This window comes from Caulobacter flavus (assembly GCF_003722335.1).
GTDB classification, from domain to species: Bacteria; Pseudomonadota; Alphaproteobacteria; order Caulobacterales; family Caulobacteraceae; genus Caulobacter; species Caulobacter flavus.
In genome coordinates this window covers 3,767,341-3,785,461 of record NZ_CP026100.1, presented here as the reverse complement: position 1 = coordinate 3,785,461, position 18,121 = coordinate 3,767,341, and the positions used below count along the sequence as shown (strand labels likewise).

General features: G+C 69.1%; 15 protein-coding genes. 9 read left to right on the top strand and 6 right to left on the bottom strand.

From position 1 onward, the window contains the following. The first annotated feature begins 113 nt into the window (after nucleotides 1-113). Both C1707_RS17295 and C1707_RS17290 read left to right on the top strand, forming a co-directional pair. Entirely contained in the window at nucleotides 114-1,634 is a 1,521-nt protein-coding gene (locus C1707_RS17295; protein ID WP_101712930.1) for a replicative DNA helicase, read from the top strand. Between the two features lie 72 nt (nucleotides 1,635-1,706). Continuing rightward, the gene (locus tag C1707_RS17290) at nucleotides 1,707-2,393 is read left to right on the top strand and encodes a MarC family protein (RefSeq protein WP_101712931.1); all 687 of its coding nucleotides are present in this window, start codon (nucleotides 1,707-1,709) and stop codon (nucleotides 2,391-2,393) included. Between the two features lie 13 nt (nucleotides 2,394-2,406). Here the strand turns inward: C1707_RS17290 and C1707_RS17285 are convergent, their stop codons facing one another. After that, nucleotides 2,407-3,129: a hypothetical protein gene (locus C1707_RS17285; protein WP_145998360.1), complete on the bottom strand. Its 723-nt coding sequence runs from the start codon at nucleotides 3,127-3,129 to the stop codon at nucleotides 2,407-2,409. Between the two features lie 124 nt (nucleotides 3,130-3,253). On the opposite strand from C1707_RS17285, the gene alr reads away from it, so the two are divergent. Beyond that, on the top strand, nucleotides 3,254-4,336 hold the full coding sequence (gene alr, locus C1707_RS17280; protein WP_101712933.1) for an alanine racemase: 1,083 nt from the start codon (nucleotides 3,254-3,256) through the stop codon (nucleotides 4,334-4,336). Nucleotides 4,337-4,353: 17 nt separating this feature from the next. Here the strand turns inward: alr and C1707_RS17275 are convergent, their stop codons facing one another. Further along, nucleotides 4,354-5,547 carry a Yip1 family protein gene (locus tag C1707_RS17275; RefSeq protein ID WP_101712934.1) on the bottom strand — a complete coding sequence of 398 codons (1,194 nt, stop codon included), beginning with the start codon at nucleotides 5,545-5,547 and terminating at the stop codon, nucleotides 4,354-4,356. Nucleotides 5,548-5,719: 172 nt separating this feature from the next. Here C1707_RS17275 and radA point away from each other — a divergent pair, with 172 nt between their 5' ends. From radA to C1707_RS17245, 6 genes are all read left to right on the top strand, one after another. Continuing rightward, nucleotides 5,720-7,102, top strand: a complete 1,383-nt coding sequence (radA, locus tag C1707_RS17270; RefSeq protein WP_101712935.1) for a DNA repair protein RadA — start codon at nucleotides 5,720-5,722, stop codon at nucleotides 7,100-7,102. Further along, entirely contained in the window at nucleotides 7,099-7,722 is a 624-nt protein-coding gene (locus C1707_RS17265) for a CvpA family protein (RefSeq protein ID WP_101712936.1), read from the top strand. Before radA ends, C1707_RS17265 begins: the two co-directional genes overlap by 4 nt. Next, nucleotides 7,719-9,221, top strand: a complete 1,503-nt coding sequence (gene purF, locus C1707_RS17260; protein ID WP_101712937.1) for an amidophosphoribosyltransferase — start codon at nucleotides 7,719-7,721, stop codon at nucleotides 9,219-9,221. The genes C1707_RS17265 and purF overlap by 4 nt, the downstream gene beginning before the upstream one ends. A 142-nt stretch (nucleotides 9,222-9,363) precedes the next feature. Beyond that, entirely contained in the window at nucleotides 9,364-10,350 is a 987-nt protein-coding gene (locus C1707_RS17255) for a bile acid:sodium symporter family protein (protein WP_101712938.1), read from the top strand. 44 nt (nucleotides 10,351-10,394) lie between these two features. Beyond that, nucleotides 10,395-11,144 (top strand): SDR family NAD(P)-dependent oxidoreductase, encoded by a 750-nt coding sequence (locus C1707_RS17250; RefSeq protein WP_101712939.1) that lies wholly within the window; start codon nucleotides 10,395-10,397, stop codon nucleotides 11,142-11,144. Nucleotides 11,145-11,413: 269 nt separating this feature from the next. After that, nucleotides 11,414-12,907, top strand: coding sequence for a methyl-accepting chemotaxis protein (locus C1707_RS17245; protein ID WP_101712940.1), 1,494 nt, complete (start codon nucleotides 11,414-11,416; stop codon nucleotides 12,905-12,907). Nucleotides 12,908-12,968: 61 nt separating this feature from the next. On the opposite strand, the gene der is transcribed toward C1707_RS17245, so the two are convergent. The 4 genes from der to panB form a co-directional block, all read right to left on the bottom strand. Beyond that, complete coding sequence (der, locus tag C1707_RS17240; protein WP_101712941.1) at nucleotides 12,969-14,768, bottom strand: ribosome biogenesis GTPase Der; 1,800 nt, start codon at nucleotides 14,766-14,768, stop codon at nucleotides 12,969-12,971. A 121-nt stretch (nucleotides 14,769-14,889) separates the two neighbouring features. Then, nucleotides 14,890-16,302 (bottom strand): PQQ-like beta-propeller repeat protein, encoded by a 1,413-nt coding sequence (locus C1707_RS17235; RefSeq protein WP_420808199.1) that lies wholly within the window; start codon nucleotides 16,300-16,302, stop codon nucleotides 14,890-14,892. Between the two features lie 11 nt (nucleotides 16,303-16,313). After that, nucleotides 16,314-17,063: a tetratricopeptide repeat protein gene (locus tag C1707_RS17230; protein WP_101712943.1), complete on the bottom strand. Its 750-nt coding sequence runs from the start codon at nucleotides 17,061-17,063 to the stop codon at nucleotides 16,314-16,316. A gap of 222 nt (nucleotides 17,064-17,285) precedes the next feature. Then, nucleotides 17,286-18,113 carry a 3-methyl-2-oxobutanoate hydroxymethyltransferase gene (panB, locus tag C1707_RS17225; protein ID WP_101712944.1) on the bottom strand — a complete coding sequence of 276 codons (828 nt, stop codon included), beginning with the start codon at nucleotides 18,111-18,113 and terminating at the stop codon, nucleotides 17,286-17,288. Nucleotides 18,114-18,121: the final 8 nt, after the last annotated feature.

The following is an 18,121-nucleotide window of genomic DNA, read 5'->3' as shown; positions in this document are numbered from 1 at the left end:
GGCGGAGGCTGCGTCCCCTTTTGTCGTTCACAGAGATATACACAGAACATCCCCATTCATCTTCGCCGTTCACGATGCTCTTCCGAGCGCCCGGACGGCGATCGCGTTAACTTATGCCGATGTCGCTCGTACCTGCTCTCGATCTGCGCCCGCCGGCGCAGGACGCCCCCGCTATCGCCGTCGCGCCGCACAACCTGGAAGCCGAACAGGCGCTGCTGGGCGTGCTGCTGTACGACAACTCGGCCTACGAGCGGCTGACAGACAGCCTGCAGGGCCGCCACTTCTACGAGCCCTTCCACCAGCGGCTGTTCCAGTCGATCGAGACTCACATCCGCAAGGGCCAGCTGGCCGAGCCGATCCTGCTGGCCGACGAATTCAAGCGCGATCCCGCGTTCGAGGAGCTGGGCGGCATCCGCTACCTGGCCGACCTCGTCGACCGCGCGCCGCCGGCGGCCAATGTCGGCGACTACGCCCGCGCCGTGTTCGACCTGGCCCTGCGCCGCGACCTGATCCGCATCGGCGGCGAGATCGCCTCGGCCGCTCACGGCCACGGCGACGAGAAGCGCCCCGCCCGCGACCAGATCGAGGCGGCCGAACAGCAGCTCTACACCCTGGCCGAAAGCGGCACGGCCAGCTCCGGCTTCGTCAGCTTCGGCGACGCCCTGCGCGGCGCGGTCGAGATGACGGCCGAGGCCTTCCAGCGCGACGGCGGCATGTCGGGCCTGGCCTCGGACCTGATCGACCTCGACCAGAAGATCGGCGGCCTTCACCCCTCCGACTTGATCGTGCTGGCGGGGCGTCCGTCGATGGGCAAGACGGCGCTGGCGACCAACATCGCCTTCAACGTCGCCAAGAAGTATGCCTGGGAGCCCCAGCCCGACGGCAGCCGCAAGACCGTCAACGGCGGCGTGGTGGCCTTCTACTCCCTGGAAATGAGCGCCGAACAGCTGGCCCTGCGTATGCTGGCCGACGCGTCGGGCGTGTCGGGTGACAAGCTCCGCAAGGGCGAGATCGACGCCAGCGAGTTCGGACGCGTGCGCGACGCGGCCATGGAGCTGCAGGAAGCGCCGCTCTATATCGACGCCACCGGCGGTATCTCGATCGCCAAGCTGACCGCCCGGGCCCGTCGCCTGAAGCGTCAGGTGGGCCTGGACCTCATCGTCGTCGACTACCTGCAGCTGGTCACCGGCTCGGACCTGGGTTCGAACGCCAGCCGCGTGCAGGAAGTCTCGCAGATCACCATGGGCCTCAAGGCCCTGGCCAAGGAACTGGCCTGTCCGGTCATCGCCCTGTCGCAGCTGTCGCGTCAGGTCGAAAGCCGCGACGACAAGCGCCCGCAGCTGTCGGACCTTCGTGAATCCGGCTCGATCGAGCAGGACGCCGACATGGTCTGGTTCGTGTTCCGCGAAAGCTACTATGTCGGCCGCGCCGAGCCGCGCGAAGGCACGCCCGAGCACCTGACCTGGCAAGAGGAAATGGACAAGCTACAAGGCCTGGCCGAGGTGATCATCGCCAAGCAGCGTCACGGTCCCATCGGCACGGTGCGCCTGTCGTTCAACAGCGACACGACCCGCTTCGGCAACCTGTCGCGCGACCACTATTTCCACCAGATGCGCAGCGGCGACGACGAATAGGCGTCTCGCGCTTTACCTGCATGGGCGCGTCGGGCAACCCTCGGCGCGCGATTCAGGAGGAAGACGCGCGTCATGGAGTTCAGCCCCCTGCCCGTCTCGACCTTCGTCGGGGCGTTTCTGCTGGCTTTCCCGGCCCTGTTCTCGATCGTCAATCCGGTCGGGGCGGCGCTGATCTTCCACCAGATGCTGGCCGACCACCCGGCCGAGACGCGCAAGCGCCTGGCGCCGACCATCGCGCTCTACGCCTTCTTCATCCTGCTGGGCTCGCTGCTGCTGGGCGGCTACGTGCTGAACTTCTTCGGGGTCAGCCTGGGCGCCCTGCGGGTGGCTGGCGGCCTGGTGGTGGCGATCCGCGCCTGGGCGCTCTTGATGGCCCCCGAGGAGCACGAGGAGCGCAAGGCCGACCAGGCCAGCTCTCCGGCCAAGGCGCGGGCCGAGGACATGGCCTTCTTCCCGCTGACCATGCCGTTCACCACCGGCCCGGGCGCGATCTCGGTGGCCATCGCCCTGTCGTCCCAGCGGCCGGTCGAGGGCCACTCGGTGATCCCGTTCTTCATGGGCGCGAGCCTGGCCGTCGCGGTGATCGCCCTGATGGTCTGGGTGTTCTACCGCGCTTCCGACCGGGTGCTGTCGCTGCTGGGCGTCAACGGCGCGCGGGTGATGTCGCGGCTGATGGCGTTCCTGCTGATGTGCATCGGCGTGCAGATCGTCGCCAGCGGCGTCGAAGCCCTGGTGACGCAGTTCCTGGCGACGCGGTGAGTCCTGGCGGGCGTCAGGGCTTGGCTGGCGTCACCCGAGCGGCGGTCAGGGCGCCGGCGGCGTCTCGAACGGGTTCGAAGACGACATACCCGCCCGACACCAGGGCTGCCTTCACACCCCATTTGACCGGGGTGTCATAGCCCCAGTCGCCGCTGCCCTGCTTGATGAGCGTGGCGACCACGACCCCCTCTTCGGTCACCGCCTTGAGGGTTTGGCTCTGTTCGTAAGGCGGATCGATCTCGACGACCTGCTCCTTCAAGGCGGGTGGGCGGTCCTCGATCCATTGGCCGCTGGGGCTGCGGCTCAGGATCATGAAGCCTCCGGCCGAAGCGCGTTCGACCTTGCCGGCCGTCCATCGAAAACAGACCACCGGCTTTTCCTTGGCGGCCGAGCACCAATGGATGTCGTCCTTGCGACGCACGGGCGCCGGCCCCGATCCGACCCGGGGGATAGCCAGGAACTGCGCCCCATAGAACGGCGTACCGGCCGGTATGGTGAAGGTCTCGGGACCGTAGCTAAAGCTGTGCTCCGCCGTCAGTCGGGCGGTCCGCGTGGGCTTCTTGATCGCCTTCTCATAGGTCTCGCCGGGTTGGACGACCCCGACCTTCTTCGAGACCAGAGTCGGCGCGAGTCCCGAGGTTCCGCTCCATAGCGGCGGTGGGGCCGGTTCTTGAGCGACGGCCGCATCGGCGCCCAACATCAGCATAGCACCCAGCGAAAGCACGACGAGCTTCACGAACCACCTCCAGTTGCGTAACGGTCGGAAGGTAGTCCGAAGCGGGCGTCTGTCTATCGGGGCCGTGCAAAAACAGTCGTACGTCGGCTTCTCCCCTGAGCCCCAAGGATGCTAGAGCCGCCCCGTGACCGACGCCCGCCTGACCCTCGACCTCGACGCCCTCGCGGCCAACTACGCCCTGCTTAAGGCGGAGGCCGGCGGCGCCGAGCTGGCGCCGGCGGTCAAGGCCGACGGCTACGGCCTGGGCGCGGGTATCGTCGCCCGCCGTCTGTGGGACGAGGGCGCGCGCGGTTTCTATGTGGCGCGGCTCGCCGAAGGCGTGGCCCTGCGCAAGGCGCTGGGCGATCGCGAGGCGAAGATCCACGTGCTGGACGGGGCGACGCCGGGCTCGGGGCCGACCCTGGTCCAGGCCGGGCTGATCCCGGTGCTCAACAGCCTGCCCCAGGTCGAGGCCTGGAACAGCCAGGCCGGCAAGGGAACGCTGGAAGCGGCGATCCATGTCGACACCGGCATGAACCGCCTGGGCCTGCGCCACGAGGAAGCCGCCGTGCTGACCGCCTCGATGGACCGGCTCAAGCATTTGAACGTCTCGCTGGTGATCAGCCACCTGGCCTGCGCCGGCGAGCCGGAGCATCCGCTGAACGCCCGCCAGCTGACCCGCTTCCGCGACGCGGCCGACCTTTTCCCGAACGCCCGCAGGAGCCTGGCCAATTCGGCCGGCGTGTTCCTGGGCGGCGACTATCATTTCGACCAGTGCCGGCCGGGCATCGCCCTCTACGGCGGCGGCCCGCGCGACGTGCACGACGCCCGGATCAAGGCCGTTGCGACGCTGGAAGCGCCGATCCTGCAGGTGCGGGTCGTGCCGCGCGGCGAGTCGATCGGCTATGGCGCGGCCTTCACCGCGACCCAGACAACCCGCGTGGCGGTGCTGGCCTGCGGCTATGCCGACGGCGTGCTGCGCGGCTCCAGTCCTGCCGGCCACGTATGGTTCGACGGCGCGCGCCGCCGTCTTCTGGGCCGGGTGTCGATGGACCTGATCGCCATCGACGTCACCGACTGCGACGCCGCCCGCCCGGGCGCGATGGTCGAACTGATCGGCCCGAACCTGCCGGTCGACGAGGCCGCGGCCGCCGCGGCGACCACCAGCTACGAACTGCTCGTGCGCCTGGCCGGTCGCGCCCGCCGGGTGGTGCTGGGCGAGGCCTGAGGCCCCGCCCGTCCGGCTTAGCGCGCCAGGCTCTTCAGCTTGCCCGCGTCGACCGAGGCGACGGCGCGCTTGAGGTCGTCGATGCTGTCGGCGTCGCCATTGGCCTCGATCGAGAAGCGGTTGCCGACCACGACGGTGTAGCCGCCGGACTTGGTCTCGCGATCCCACTTCTCGGTGGTCAGCTGGCCGCCGGCCGTGCTGGTCTTCTCGTAGCCGGTATCGGTCTCCGAAGTGCTCTGGGCGTTCATCGCCGAGGCCATGGCCGTCATGCCGCCCAGCGCGCCCAGGTCGGTGACGGCCAGGGTGAAGCGCTTGCCGTCCCGTTCGTAGTCGCCGCGCGCCACCGACATGCCCATGCCGCCGGCGCCGCCGGAGCTGGCCTCCAGCGAGGTACGGTTGAAGCCGGACGTGGCAGCCGGCAGCAGGCCCTTGAGCACGTCAGGCGAGGTCACGGGAACGTCCTTGCCGGCCTCGATCGAGGCGGCGGCCGCCTCCATCTTCTTGGCGGCGGCGTCCATCTGGCCGACGTCGTAGGTCTGGCCGCCGAGGGTGACCGAACCGGTGTCGGCGCCGACGACCTTGGAGGCCGCCAGGCCGCCGCCGATCGCGGCGGCGCCGACGACGGCGCCGGTGATCATGCCGACGACGACATAGAGCACGATGGCGCAGATGACGGTGACGGCCGTGTAGCCGATCGCCTTCTCCTTGGGCGCCTTCATCACCCGCGGCAGGCCCGTATAGAGCAGGTACAGGCCGTAAAGGCCCAGCAGGCCGCCGATGATCGCCAGCGGCGGGAACAGGCTGAAGATCCCCGCCACCCAGCCGGCGGTGCCGGAATAGGCCGCCACCTTGAAGGCCTGCAGGCTGTTCTTCTGGCCGTCGAACGACGGGGCCAGGGCGTCGATGATCAGGCTGAGCAGGAACACCGACAACAGCGACAGGCCATAGCCCACCACGGCGCCGATGATCGCTCCGACGGGCGAGGGCCGGATCGTCGCCAGGCCCGGGATGCCATGGCCGAACACAAGGCTGCCCACCAGGCCGGCCACGGCCGGGATCGCCGCCAGGATGCAGACATAGCCGACGTAGAGGCCCTTGACGGTGGCCGGCTCGGTGTCGATCCGCTCCCACTCGGGCGACGGCGTCAGCAGGATCCGCTTCACGCGGCCCACGAGATCGGAAGAAACGGCTCCGGGTTCGACCACGGACATCTTAGGCGCCTCCAGCAAGATCCTGAGTCTGCGCCCCCCAGTGCTTGTCTACACCCAACACACTCCAAACGGGAACAATGTTCGGAGACACGGGCTTGCCAGGCTGCGTCCGGCTTTGGCGCAGGCGATCGCCAACCTGTAGTCTCCACACATTCGAGAATCAGGAGACCTCATGGCCCGCGACGGCGCCGTCTACGCCTGCCAGTCCTGCGGGGCGGTTCAGACCAAGTGGGCCGGGCAATGCCCCGCCTGCCAGAGCTGGAACACGCTCGTCGAAGAGGTCGGCGTGCGCCCGCCCGGCGCGATGTCGACGACCAAGGCCACGCGGTCTCGCGGCCTGCAGTTCACCGGCCTGGAGAGCGACACCCCCGCCCCGCCCCGCATCCTGACCGGCGTCGACGAGTTCGACCGGGTCTGCGGCGGCGGCGTGGTGCCCGGCTCGGCGATCCTGATCGGCGGCGACCCGGGCGTGGGCAAGTCGACCCTGCTGCTGCAGGTCTGCGCCAACGCCTCGAGCCGGGGCGTGGCCTGCGCCTACATCTCGGGCGAAGAGGCCGTCGAGCAGATCCGCGGCCGGGCCGACCGCATGGGGCTGGCCGGCGCGCCGGTGAAGCTGGCCGCCGAGAGCAGCCTGCGCGACATCCTCGACGGACTGAAGCGCGACAGGTTCGACCTGGTCGTCATCGACTCGATCCAGACCATGTGGAGCGACGCCCACGAGGCCGGTCCCGGCACGGTCACCCAGGTCCGCGCCTGCGCCACCGAATTGGTGCGGCTGGCCAAGCAGAAGGGCGTGGCGATCCTGCTGGTCGGTCACGTCACCAAGGACGGCCAGATCGCCGGCCCGCGCGTGGTCGAACACCTGGTGGACGCCGTGCTGAGCTTCGAGGGCGAGCGCGGCTATCCGTTCCGCATTCTGCGCGGCGCCAAGAACCGCTTCGGGGCCACCGACGAGATCGGCGTGTTCGAGATGGGCGACGTGGGCCTGCGCGAGGTGAAGAACCCCTCGGCCCTGTTCCTCAACGAAGGCGGCGAGCGCGCGGCGGGGGCGGCGGTGTTCGCCGGCATCGAGGGATCGCGGCCCGTTCTGGTCGAGTTCCAGGCCCTGGTCGCGCCTTCCGCGTACGGAACGCCCAGACGCGCCGTGGTCGGATGGGATTCCGGACGCCTGGCCATGGTGCTGGCCGTGCTGGAATCGCGCTGCGGCCTTGGTTTTGGCGACAAGGACGTCTATCTGAACGTCGCCGGCGGGCTGAGGATCACCGAACCCGCCGCCGACCTCGCGGCGGCGGCCGCTCTGGCCTCCTCGGCCATGGACGTCGCCCTGCCGCAGGACTGCGTGGTGTTCGGCGAGGTCAGCCTCTCCGGCGAGATCCGGCCCGTGAGCCGAATGGAGTCGCGTTTGAAGGAAGCCGCCAAGCTCGGGTTCGGCCGCGCGCTGGGACCGCTGTCGGGCCTGCCCGAAGGCGGCGGCGCCCTGCCGGTGGCCGGCGCGGCGCGACTGGCCGACGCGGTCCGCCGAATCGAGAACGACATCTGGAGCTCGCACGCGTGACGCCGTTCGACATCATCGCCGGACTGATCCTGCTGGTTTCCGGCGCCGTCGGTTTCTTCCGCGGCGCCTCGCGGGAACTGACCTCGGCGCTGTCGTTCATCCTGGCCGCCGTCGTCGCCCTGCTGGGCCTGCGCCTGACCGGCCCCCTCTTCCGTGAATTCATGGACCCGGACTGGGCGGCGACGGCCGCCGCCATCCTGGTCACCTTCGTCATCGCCTTCGTCGCCCTGCGCCTGATCGGCGGCCAGTTGACCAGGACCCTGCACGCCGACGGCACGCTGGGCCTGCTCGACCGCCTGATCGGACTGGGCTTTGGCCTGCTGCGCGCGCTGGTCGTGCTGGGCGTCTTCAACCTCGTCTTCCACATGGCCACGCCGCGCGACCGCGTGCCGGCCTGGGTGTCGGAGTCGATGTTCTATCCGCTGTCCAACGCCAGCGCCCGGGTGCTGAAGGTGTTCGCGCCCAAGGGCGCGGGCTTGGCCGGCAAGCTCGCGCCCGCCATCGAGGACGCCGTCCGCGACGGGGCCAGCGACAAACCGTCCGACGCCGAGCGCGGCGAAGAAGGCTATGATAAGGACCAGCGTCGGAAGCTCGACGACCTGGTGGAGAAATCGCAATGACGTCTATCGGCCAGTCGACCGACCGCTTCTCGTCCGCGCCCTGGCGCGATCCCGAGGACGACACGCTGCGCCTGGAATGCGGCGTGTTCGGCGTGTTCGGCGCCCGTGACGCCGCCGCCATCGCCGCCCTGGGCCTGCACGCCCTGCAGCACCGCGGCCAGGAAGCCTGCGGCATCGCCGCCTTCGACGGCGCCCGCTTCCACACCGAGCGCCACATGGGCCACGTCGGCGACGCCTTCACCGGCGCCGACCTCGTCCAGCGCCTGCCGGGCAACATGGCCATCGGCCACACGCGCTACTCCACGGCCGGCGGCAGCTTCATCCGCAACGTCCAGCCGATGTTCGCCGATCTGGAGACCGGGGGCCTGGCCCTCGCCCACAACGGCAACCTGACCAACTTCCTGACCCTGCGCGAGCGCCTGGTGCAGGAAGGCGCGATCTTCCAGTCGACCAGCGACAGCGAGGTGATCCTCCACCTGATCGCCCGCTCGCGCAAAGCCAAGATCGTCGACCGCTTCATCGACGCCATCGGCCAGATCGAAGGCGGCTACGCCCTGGTGGCGATCACCAACAAGAAGATGATCGGCGTGCGCGACCCGCTGGGCATCCGCCCGCTGGTGCTGGGCGACCTGGACGGCAAGCCGGTCCTGGCGTCGGAGACCTGCGCCCTCGACATGATCGGCGCTCGCTTCGTGCGCGACGTCGAGCACGGCGAGATGGTCGTCATCAGCGACACCGGCGTCAAATCCCTGCGCCCGTTCGCGGCGCCCGCCGCCCGCCCTTGCGTCTTCGAATACGTCTACTTCGCCCGCCCCGACAGCGTCGTGAACGGCCGCTCGGTCTACGAGGTGCGCAAGCGCATGGGCCGCCGCCTGGCCATCGAGACCGGCGTCGAGGCCGACGTCGTGGTGCCGGTTCCCGACAGCGGCGTGCCGGCGGCCATCGGCTACGCGGCCGAGAGCGGCCTGCCCTTCGACCTGGGCATCATCCGCAACCACTATGTGGGCCGCACCTTCATCCAGCCGACGCAGGGCGTGCGCGAACTGGGCGTCCGCATGAAGCACAGCCCCAACCGCGCCGTGCTGGAAGGCAAGCGCGTCATCCTGATCGACGACTCGATCGTGCGCGGCACCACCTCGCTGAAGATCGTCCGCATGGTCCGCGAGGCCGGCGCCAAGGAAGTGCACCTGCGCTCGGCCAGCCCGCCGATCAAGTGGCCCGACTTCTACGGCATCGACATGCCCGAGCGCGAACAGCTGCTGGCGGCGACCAAGTCGCTCGAGGAAATGGCCAAGTTTCTGGAAGTGGACTCGCTCGGCTTCCTGTCGGTCGAGGGCCTGTACGAGGCCCTCGACTGCGCCCCCCGCGATCCGGTGGCGCCGCAGTTCACCGACCACTACTTCACCGGCGACTATCCCACCCGCCTGACCGATCGCGAGATCGCCGAAGGCCGCAACGACCAGGCCGAAAAGCAGCTGTCGCTGCTGGTCAGCGCCTAGTCTTTCGCATGCTCGAGGGTCCTTCGACTTGTTCGAGGGACCCAAGCTGCGCTACCCCCGGTATACGGCCAACTCGCTTTGATCTTTCGGCCGCTCGGACTGCCCGGACGGACCGGGCGACGACCCAGTTGAGAGTCGCCACTTGGCCAATCCCGTCTCCGCCGTCCTCTCCAAGCTGAAGATCGACGCCTACATCATCGCCCTGTTCGGCATGGTGGTGCTGGCCTCGTTCCTGCCCGTGCGGGGCCAGGCGGCGGAGGTCACCGGCTGGGTGGTCAAGATCGCCATCGCCCTGCTGTTCTTCCTGCACGGCGCCAAGCTGTCGCGCGAGGCGGTGATCGCCGGCGTCACCCACTGGCGCCTGCACCTGACCATCCTGGCCTTCACCTTCGTGCTGTTCCCGATCCTGGGCCTGCTGATCAGCAAGGTCGGGGTCCTGACGCCGACCATGGCTGCGGGAATGGTGTTCCTGGCCTGCCTGCCTTCGACGGTGCAGTCGTCGATCGCCTTCACCTCGATCGGGCGCGGCAACGTCGCCGCCGCCGTCTGCGCGGCATCGGCCTCGAACCTGTTCGGCATCTTCCTGACCCCGGTGCTGGTGGGCCTGCTGATGAACGCCCACGGCGACGTCGGCGGCTGGGACTCGATCAAGTCGATCATCGTCCAGCTGCTCGTGCCGTTCGTGGCCGGCCAGCTGGCCCGGCCGCTGGTCGGCAAGTGGATCGAGAAGCACAAGACACTGGTCGGCCGCGTCGATCGCGGCTCGATCCTGCTGGTGGTCTATTCGGCCTTCAGCGCCGCCGTGGTCGAGGGGCTGTGGCGCAAGGTCTCGCCGCTGGAGCTGGTCGTGCTGCTGCTGGTCTGCGGCGTGCTGCTGACCCTGGTCATGCTGGCCACCATGTGGGGCGCGCGCCTGCTGGGCTTCTCCAAGGCCGACGAGGTGGCGATCGTGTTCTGCGGCTCCAAGAAGAGCCTGGCGACCGGCGTGCCCATGGCCGGCATCCTGTTCCCCGGGGCCACCGCCGGCGTGCTGGTGCTGCCCCTGATGATCTTCCACCAGATCCAGCTGATGGCCTGCTCGGTCCTGGCGCAGCGCTACGCCGCGCGTCCGGCCGACGACGAAGCCTGATCACCCCGACAATCAAACGCCCGCGAGAGGCGCAGGAAACGCTCATGACCACCATCGACACGCCGCTCGCCGGCCGCATCGCCCTCGTGACCGGCGCCACGCGCGGCATCGGCGCCGCCATCGCGCTGGGCCTGGCCAAGGCCGGCGCCCACGTCATCGCCCTGGGCCGCACCCAGGGCGCGCTCGAAGCCCTGGACGACGCGATCCTCGCCGCCACGGGCCAGCGCGCCACCCTGGTCCCGCTGGACCTGCGCGAGGCTGACGGCCTGGATCGGCTGGGCGCGGCCCTGCACGAGCGCTATGGCCGGCTCGACATCCTGGTCGGCGCGGCCGGCGTGCTGGGCGCGCTGACGCCAGTGGGGCACCTGGACCCCAAGGGCTGGGACATGATCCTGTCGACCAACCTGACGGCCAACTGGCGACTGATCCGGGCCATGGACCCGCTGCTGCGCGCCTCCGACGCCGGCCGGGCCGTCTTCCTGACCAGCAGCGTCGCCAAGAGCCACCGGGCGTTCTGGGGCGCCTACGCGGCCTCAAAGGCCGGCCTGGAGACCATCGTCGACTGCTATGCCGACGAGATGGAGAACACCAAGGTCCGCGCCTTCTGCATCGACCCCGGGGCCATGCGCACCAAGATGCGGGCCGGCGCCTTCCCGGGCGAGGACCCGTCGACCGTGCAGGATCCGGCCGAGATCGCGCCTTTCGTGGTGGACCTGACTCGCCCGGACCGCGAGCCGCCCAAGGGCGTCGTTCGCTTCAAGGAACGAGGTCAAGAGTCAGCAAGCCTCGGCTGATAACTGAACCGCGTAAACATTCGCAGGTCCAGTTTCCACATGCAAAACACAGATAAACCGCGAAATATTCTCACCTAACGGATATTACGGATTATCTGCGGTCAAGCTGGTGGTCGGCCCCACGACACAAGACCTCAAAATCAATAACTGCGACAATCCGACGCAGATTACGCTTTCGGAAACCATCGCTCGTTAAGCATGGAATAAGACTCGCGGTCTCACCCTAAGGATGCAGCGCTGCCAGGGCGCGGTCCTCGGGGTTTGGACAAATGCCGTTTTCGTTCAAGCGTGGTCGCGCCGCGGCCGACGAGCGTCTCGCCGAGCTGGAGGCCGCCGTGGCGGCCATCCATCGCTCTCAAGCCGTCATCGAGTTCGAGCTCGACGGCACCATCCTGACCGCCAACACCAACTTCCTGAAAACGGTGGGCTACTCGCTGGACGAGATCCGCGGCCGGCATCACAGCATGTTCGCCGATCCGGAGTTCGCCCGCAGCGACGAGTACAAGCAGTTCTGGCTGAACCTCTCGCGTGGTGAGTTCTTCGCCGGCAAGTTCCAACGCCAGGGCAAGGGCGGCGTCGAGATCTGGATCCAGGGCGCCTACAACCCGGTGTTCGACGCCGCGGGCAAGCCCTGCAAGGTCATCAAGTTCTGCACCGACATCACCCAGGCCGAACAGGAGCGGATGGCCAACGAGGCCCTGCGCCGCACCGAGGCCGAACAGGGCGCCGTGGTGCTGACCCTGGCCGACAACCTGCGCCGGCTGGCCGGGGGCGACCTGACCGCCGACATCACCGCCGCCTTCGAGGGCCGCTTCGCCTCGATCAAGAGCGACTACAACGCCGCCCTGCAGTCGTTACGCCAGGCCATGACCGAGATCGGCTCGTCGACCCAGGGCGTGCACAACGGCTCCAACGAGATCACGGGCGCCTCCGAAGACCTCTCCAAGCGCACCGAGCAACAGGCCGCCGCGCTGGAGGAAACCGCTGCGGCCCTGGACGAGATCACCGCCACGGTGCGCCGCAGCGCCGAGGGCGCCCGCGCGGCCTCGACGGCCGCCTCCAGCACCCGCCAGGAGGTCACCCGCTCGGGCGAGATCATGCGCGACGCCATCGCCGCCATGGGCGAGATCGAGCAGAGCTCGGGCAAGATCGGCCAGATCATCGGGGTGATCGACGAGATCGCCTTCCAGACCAACCTGCTGGCGCTGAATGCGGGCGTCGAGGCCGCGCGCGCCGGCGAGGCCGGTCGCGGCTTCGCGGTCGTCGCCCAGGAAGTGCGGGCTCTCGCCCAGCGCTCGGCCGAGGCGGCCAAGGAGATCAAGAGCCTGATCGCCAACAGCAGCGCCCAGGTCGAGCGCGGCGCCAAGCTGGTGGGCGACACCGGCCAGTCGCTGACCGGCATCGTCGGCCGCATCGCCGAGATCGACACCCTGATCTCCGAGATCGCCCAGTCTGCGCACGAGCAGGCCACGGGCCTCAACCAGGTGAACACCGCCATCAACCAGATGGACCAGGTGACCCAGCGCAACGCGGCGATGGTCGAGGAGGCCACGGCCGCGGCGGCCTGCCTGCGCAACGAGGCCTCGTCGCTGGCCGAACTGGTCTCGCGCTTCGAGACCGGCGGCCCGCCGGCCCAGGCGATCACGCGCCCCGCGCCGGCCCAGCGTCCGGCGGCCGAAAACCCGGTCGCCGCCGCCCAGAGCCGCATCGCCCAGTCGTTCCGTCCCGGCACGGCCGTCGGCCAGGACTGGGAAGAGTTCTAGACCCCTCCCCCGGTGCGTCCTGGAGCCTGCCTGACAGCAGGCTCCAGATCTGGCGCGCGCTCTAGCGGCCCTTCGGGCGGCCGCCGGGCGCGTTACCGCGCACCACGCGCGAGCCGGCCACCGGACGACGCGGACCGCCGGCCTTGCCGCCCGCGGTCTTGCTCCCGACCTTGTAGCTCGGGGTGGTCGAGACCTTCTTCTGGGCCTTGGGCCCCTGCGGCTTCACCGACTTGACCGCCGCCTTGCCGGGGTCGGCCTTGGGCGCCTCGACCTTGCCGGCATTCGCCTTGACCGGGGCCGCCTTGCGGGCGCCAGCCTTCACGGCGACCGCCTTGCTGGTAGCGGCCTTGGGCGCGCCGGCCTCGCCAGGGGCGTCCGCGGCGGTATCAGCCGCCGCTTCGGCCAGCAGCGCCGCCCTCTGGGCCGATTTCTTGACCGTGTTGCGCGAGGCCTTCAGGCGCGCCTTCTCGGCTTCCTTCTTTTCGAAGGCTCGTTTGCCGCGGACGACATGCCCCTGCTCGGGCTCGGCATAGGGGTTGGCGCCCGACTTGATGGTGATGCGCAGCGGCACGCCCGGCAGGTCGAAGCTTTCGCGCAGGCTGTTGACCAGATAGCGACGGTAGTGGTCGGGCATCTGGTCGGCGCGACTGGAGAACAGCACGAACGTCGGCGGACGGGCCTTGGTCTGGGCCATGTACTTCGGCTTGACTCGCTTGCCGCCCACCGAGGGCGGCGGGTGGCGCTGCATGGCCATCTGCAGCCAGTCGTTCAGGTCGCGGGTCTTGACCTTGGTCGACCAGTCGCGGTGCGTCTTGATCACGGCCGGCATCAGGCGCTCGACGCCCTTGCCGGTTTCCCCCGACAGGGCCACCACCGGCGCGCCGCGCAGCTGCGGCAGCATGCGTTCGGCGTGCTCGTTGAACTCCTTGAGGATCTGGCCCGGGTCCTCGATCAGGTCCCACTTGGCCAGCACGAAGACGACGCAGCGCCCTTCCCGCTCGGCCAGGTCGGCGATCTGCAGGTCCTGGGTCTCGAACGGATGGGTGGCGTCCATCACCAGCAGCACGACCTCGGCGAAGGTCATCGAGCGGATGGTGTCCTGGGTCGAGAGCTTCTCGAGCTTCTCGTTGACCTTGGCCTTCTTGCGCAGGCCGGCGGTGTCGACCAGGCGGATCTTGCGGCCGTCCCAGGTCCAGTCGACCGAGATCGAATCGCGAGTGATGCCGGCTTCCGGGCCGGTCAGCAGACGCTGCTCGCCGATCAGGCGGTTGACCAGGGTCGACTTGCCGGCGTTCGGACGGCCGATGATCGCGATCTTGATCGGCTTGGTGTCGTCGTCGTAGTCCTCGAACTCTTCCTGTAGCTCCTCCGGCGTCACCGCCAGGAGGGCCGCATAGAGGTCGGCCATGCCCTCGCCGTGCTCGCCGCTGATCGGGATCGGCGCTCCCAGGCCCAGGCGGTGAGCCTCGGCGGCGCCGATCTCGGCCTGCTTGCCTTCCGACTTGTTGGCGGCGACCACGACCGGCTTGTTCCGGCGGCGCAGCATCTCGGCGAAGATCTTGTCGAGCGGCGTCAGGCCCTCGCGGGCGTCGAACACGAACAGCGCGACGTCGGCCTCGTCGATGGCCAGCTCGGTCTGGGCGCGCATGCGCGCCTCCAGGCTCTCGTCGGTGACGTCCTCGAAGCCGGCGGTGTCGATCAGTTCCAGATCGAGGTCGCCGAGGCGACCGTGCGCGAACCGGCGGTCACGCGTGACCCCGGGCTGGTCGTCGACCAGGGCCAGCTTCTTGCCGGCGAGGCGGTTGAACAGCGTGGACTTGCCCACATTGGGGCGGCCGACGATGGCGAGTTTCAAAGGCATAGGGGTCAGTAGTCGATTTTTCGGGTCCCGGCAAAGCAACAAGCCCGGGCTGGCGATTCGCCAGCCCGGGCCCGGGACAGGTTACGAGTTCAGCCGGAGCTCCGAAGAGCACCGGATCGGATCAGCGGATGGCGATCAGGTCGGCGTCGTCGGTGGTGACATAGATCTTGTCGCCCACGGCGATCGGGGCCAGCAGCACCGGCGCGCCGATCTTCAGGGTCTTTTCCGTGGCGCCGGTCTTGGGGTTCAGGGCCACGGCCTCGCCGTAGCTGGACACCGTGATCAGGCGGCCCGAAGCCAGGATCGGGCTGGACCAGATGCGCGGACGCTTGGCCAGCTTCTTCTTCTGCTTCTTGGAAAGCTTGTCGGTCTCGTTGAGGTCGCGGATCCAGTGGACCTGGCCGCCATCGCGCGAGGCGCAGATCACCTGGCCGGCCTTGTCGACCACGTAGACCACGTCGCCGGCGGGCCAGGGCGTGGTGATGGCCGTGACCGGCAGGGTCCAGCGGGCCTGGCCGGTGCGCAGATCGGTGGCGGCGAACACGCCCGAGTGGCTGACGGCGTAGACGTCGCCCTTGTAGATCACCGGGCGGCCGGCGATGTCGCGGATTTCCGACAGGGCGTTGGTGCGGCTGGCGCGGCTGAGGGCCTCGCTCCACAGGTCGTTGCCGTTACCGGTGCGCAGCGCCACCAGTTCGCCCGAGGCGAAGCCGGCGACGACGGTGTCGCCGCTGATGGCCGGGCTCGAACCGCCCAGGATGCGGGCCGGCTCGATCAGGGCCTGATAGGTCCAGCCCGGCGCGCCGTCGGCGGCCGAGTAGGTCAGCAGTTCGTTGTCGGTCGAGACCACGAAGACGCGGCCGTCGGCCACGGTCGGCGCGGCGTGGACCGGCGTGCTGGTGGCCTGGCGCCAGTTTTCCTTGCCGGTGGCCGCGTCAAGCTGGGCCACGAAGCGGAAGCCCGACGAGACGTAGAGCTTGCCGTCGGCGTAGGCCACGCCGCCGCCGAAGCCGCGGGTGTCGTCCTTGCGGCCGCCGATGCCCATGAAGCCGCGCTTGCCCGGCTGGCGGGCCGGACGCAGGTCCTTGCGCCACAGGGTCTCGCCCGTGACGGCGTCGAGCGCCGAGACCTTGGCCTCGCCGTCGAGCACGAAGATCTTGCCCTCGGCCGAAACCGGGTTGGCGGTGATGTGGAAGGTGCGGTTGGCCTTCTGGCCGAAGCCCTTGCGCCAGGCGATCTCGAAGTCCTTGCCGGCGGCGACGTGCTCGACCGACTGCTCGGGGCTGCCGCCCGGCAGGCGCCAATCAGCCTGGGGCTGCGGTTCGGGCAGGAAGAAGTCGACGCCCTTCAGGCCGTCAGCCGCCTCGACCTTCTGGTCGAAGGCGATGACCGAGATACGCTGGCCTTGGCTGGCGGTGGCCTTGTTCTTGTCGTCCTTGCCGAAGGGGTTGAGCTTCGACACCGTCGAGCAACCGGTCACCGACACCGCGGCCGACATCATCGCGGCGAGCAGCAGGGAACGCTTCAGAGTCATGGGTCGGTGGCTCATTGAGCTTGGGGTTGCAGGCCCGGCGGCAGCTGGCCGGGCGCGAGTTGGACCGGCGGCGGCAGCGCGGCGGCGGCCTTGACGGCGGCCGGCAGGGCCTTGGCCGAGCCGGAATCGATCATCTGGATCGCGGCCTGGGCGCGCTGGCGGGTGTCGTCCGAGCCGTCCGAGAGCAGCGAGAGGACGACGAAGTCGCCGCGCGCCTCGGCCGTCTTGCCGGCCTGGAGCTTGGCGAACGCCAGGGCTTCCTTGGCCTGCACGCGGTAAGGGCTCTTCTCGCCGGTCAACGGGGTCAGCCTCGACTCGATCTCCTGATAAGGAGCCGTGTCCATGAGCGCGAAGGCGGATTTGAGGCGCGCTATGTCACCCATGACAGGATCGGGAGCAATCTTGGCCGCTTCGTCGAAATAACCGACGGCTTCCTTGGTCTTGCCCTCGTCCAGGCGGATGCCGCCCATCTGCATGAAGGCCAGGGCGCGATACGCGGCGTTGCCTTCCTTCGACAACTTCTCGAACTCGGTGAAGGCCTTGGCGGGGCCTTCCTTCTCGTAGGCCTCGAGGGTCGCCTGGACGGCTTCCGACGCCTTGTTGGCGCGGTTGCTCTCGTAGGCGGTCCAGCCCCACCAGCCGCCCACGCCCAGAACCGCGATCGCGGCGACCGCGCCCAGGACGGGCAGCGACTTCAGCGCGAAGGTCTTGTAGCGGTCGGAGCGAAGCTGCTCTTCGACCTCGTCAAACACATCGACCACGAACGAGGCTCCAGTACGGGCGCCGGCGGCGCCGGGGCGCCGCTCCCGGACGGTTCCGGACGACGCAAGGTTGAAAACATCAGGAGTCGGGGCGCGGGCCGCGACGCAGGCGGCGAACCTATAGCGTGTCCGCCGCCGCCGCAACGGCGGGGAACCGGGGTTTGAAAGGCTATCGACAATGGATCGGCCGACGCCAGCGCCTCCCCCTCGGTCGCTCCGCGATCAGTCCTTCTTGGCGTAGTAGGTCTCGGCGGGTCCCGGGAAGCTGCGGTCCTTGACGTCGCGGGCGTAGTCGGCCGCGGCCTTCTCGATCGCGCCCTTCAGGTCGGCGTAGCGGCGGACGAACTTGGGCGTCCAGTCGAACAGGCCCAGCATGTCGTCGCTGACCAGCACCTGGCCGTCGCAGCCGGCCGAGGCGCCGATGCCGATGGTCGGCGGGGCGATGACCTGCGTGATCTCGCGGGCCAGGGCCTCGGCGACGCCCTCGACGACCACGGCGAAGGCGCCGGCCTCGGCGGTGGCGCGGGCCTCGGCCAGGATCTTCTGGCGGCCTTCCTCGTCGCGGCCCTTGGCCTTGAAGCCGCCGTCGACCAGCACCGCCTGCGGACGCAGGCCCACATGGCCCATGACCGGCACCCCGCGATCGACGAGATAGCGAATGGTGTCGGGCACGGTCGGGCCGCTCTCGACCTTCACCGCCTGGGCGCCCGTCTCCTTCATGATGCGGACGGCGTTGGCGTAGGCCTCCTCGGGCGCGCCCTCGTACGAGCCGAACGGCATGTCGACCACGACCATGGCCTTTTTCGAGCCGCGCATGACCGCCTGGCCGTGCAGGATCATCATCTCCATGGTCACGCCGACGGTGTTGGGCAGGCCGTGCACCACCATGCCCAGCGAGTCGCCGACCAGCAGGACGTCGCAGGCGTCGTCCAGGGCGGCCGCCACCGGGGCGGTGTAGGCGGTGAGACAGACGATCGGAACGCCGCCCTTGCGGGCGGCGATATCGGGGGCGGCGAGACGGCGGACCGTCTCCTGACGATGGGCGGACAAGCTTCGCT

What these genes read in the sequence shown, in the direction of transcription:
- C1707_RS17245 (WP_101712940.1), top strand. Translation starts at nt 11,414, where the DNA reads ATGCCGTTTTCGTTCAAGCGTGGTCGCGCCGCGGCCGACGAGCGTCTC.
- C1707_RS17290 (WP_101712931.1), top strand. Translation starts at nt 1,707, where the DNA reads ATGGAGTTCAGCCCCCTGCCCGTCTCGACCTTCGTCGGGGCGTTTCTG.
- purF (WP_101712937.1), top strand. Translation starts at nt 7,719, where the DNA reads ATGACGTCTATCGGCCAGTCGACCGACCGCTTCTCGTCCGCGCCCTGG.
- C1707_RS17295 (WP_101712930.1), top strand. Translation starts at nt 114, where the DNA reads ATGCCGATGTCGCTCGTACCTGCTCTCGATCTGCGCCCGCCGGCGCAG.
- der (WP_101712941.1), bottom strand. Translation starts at nt 14,768, where the DNA reads ATGCCTTTGAAACTCGCCATCGTCGGCCGCCCCAATGTGGGCAAGTCC.
- C1707_RS17275 (WP_101712934.1), bottom strand. Translation starts at nt 5,547, where the DNA reads ATGTCCGTGGTCGAACCCGGAGCCGTTTCTTCCGATCTCGTGGGCCGC.
- C1707_RS17235 (WP_420808199.1), bottom strand. Translation starts at nt 16,302, where the DNA reads ATGACTCTGAAGCGTTCCCTGCTGCTCGCCGCGATGATGTCGGCCGCG.
- C1707_RS17250 (WP_101712939.1), top strand. Translation starts at nt 10,395, where the DNA reads ATGACCACCATCGACACGCCGCTCGCCGGCCGCATCGCCCTCGTGACC.
- radA (WP_101712935.1), top strand. Translation starts at nt 5,720, where the DNA reads ATGGCCCGCGACGGCGCCGTCTACGCCTGCCAGTCCTGCGGGGCGGTT.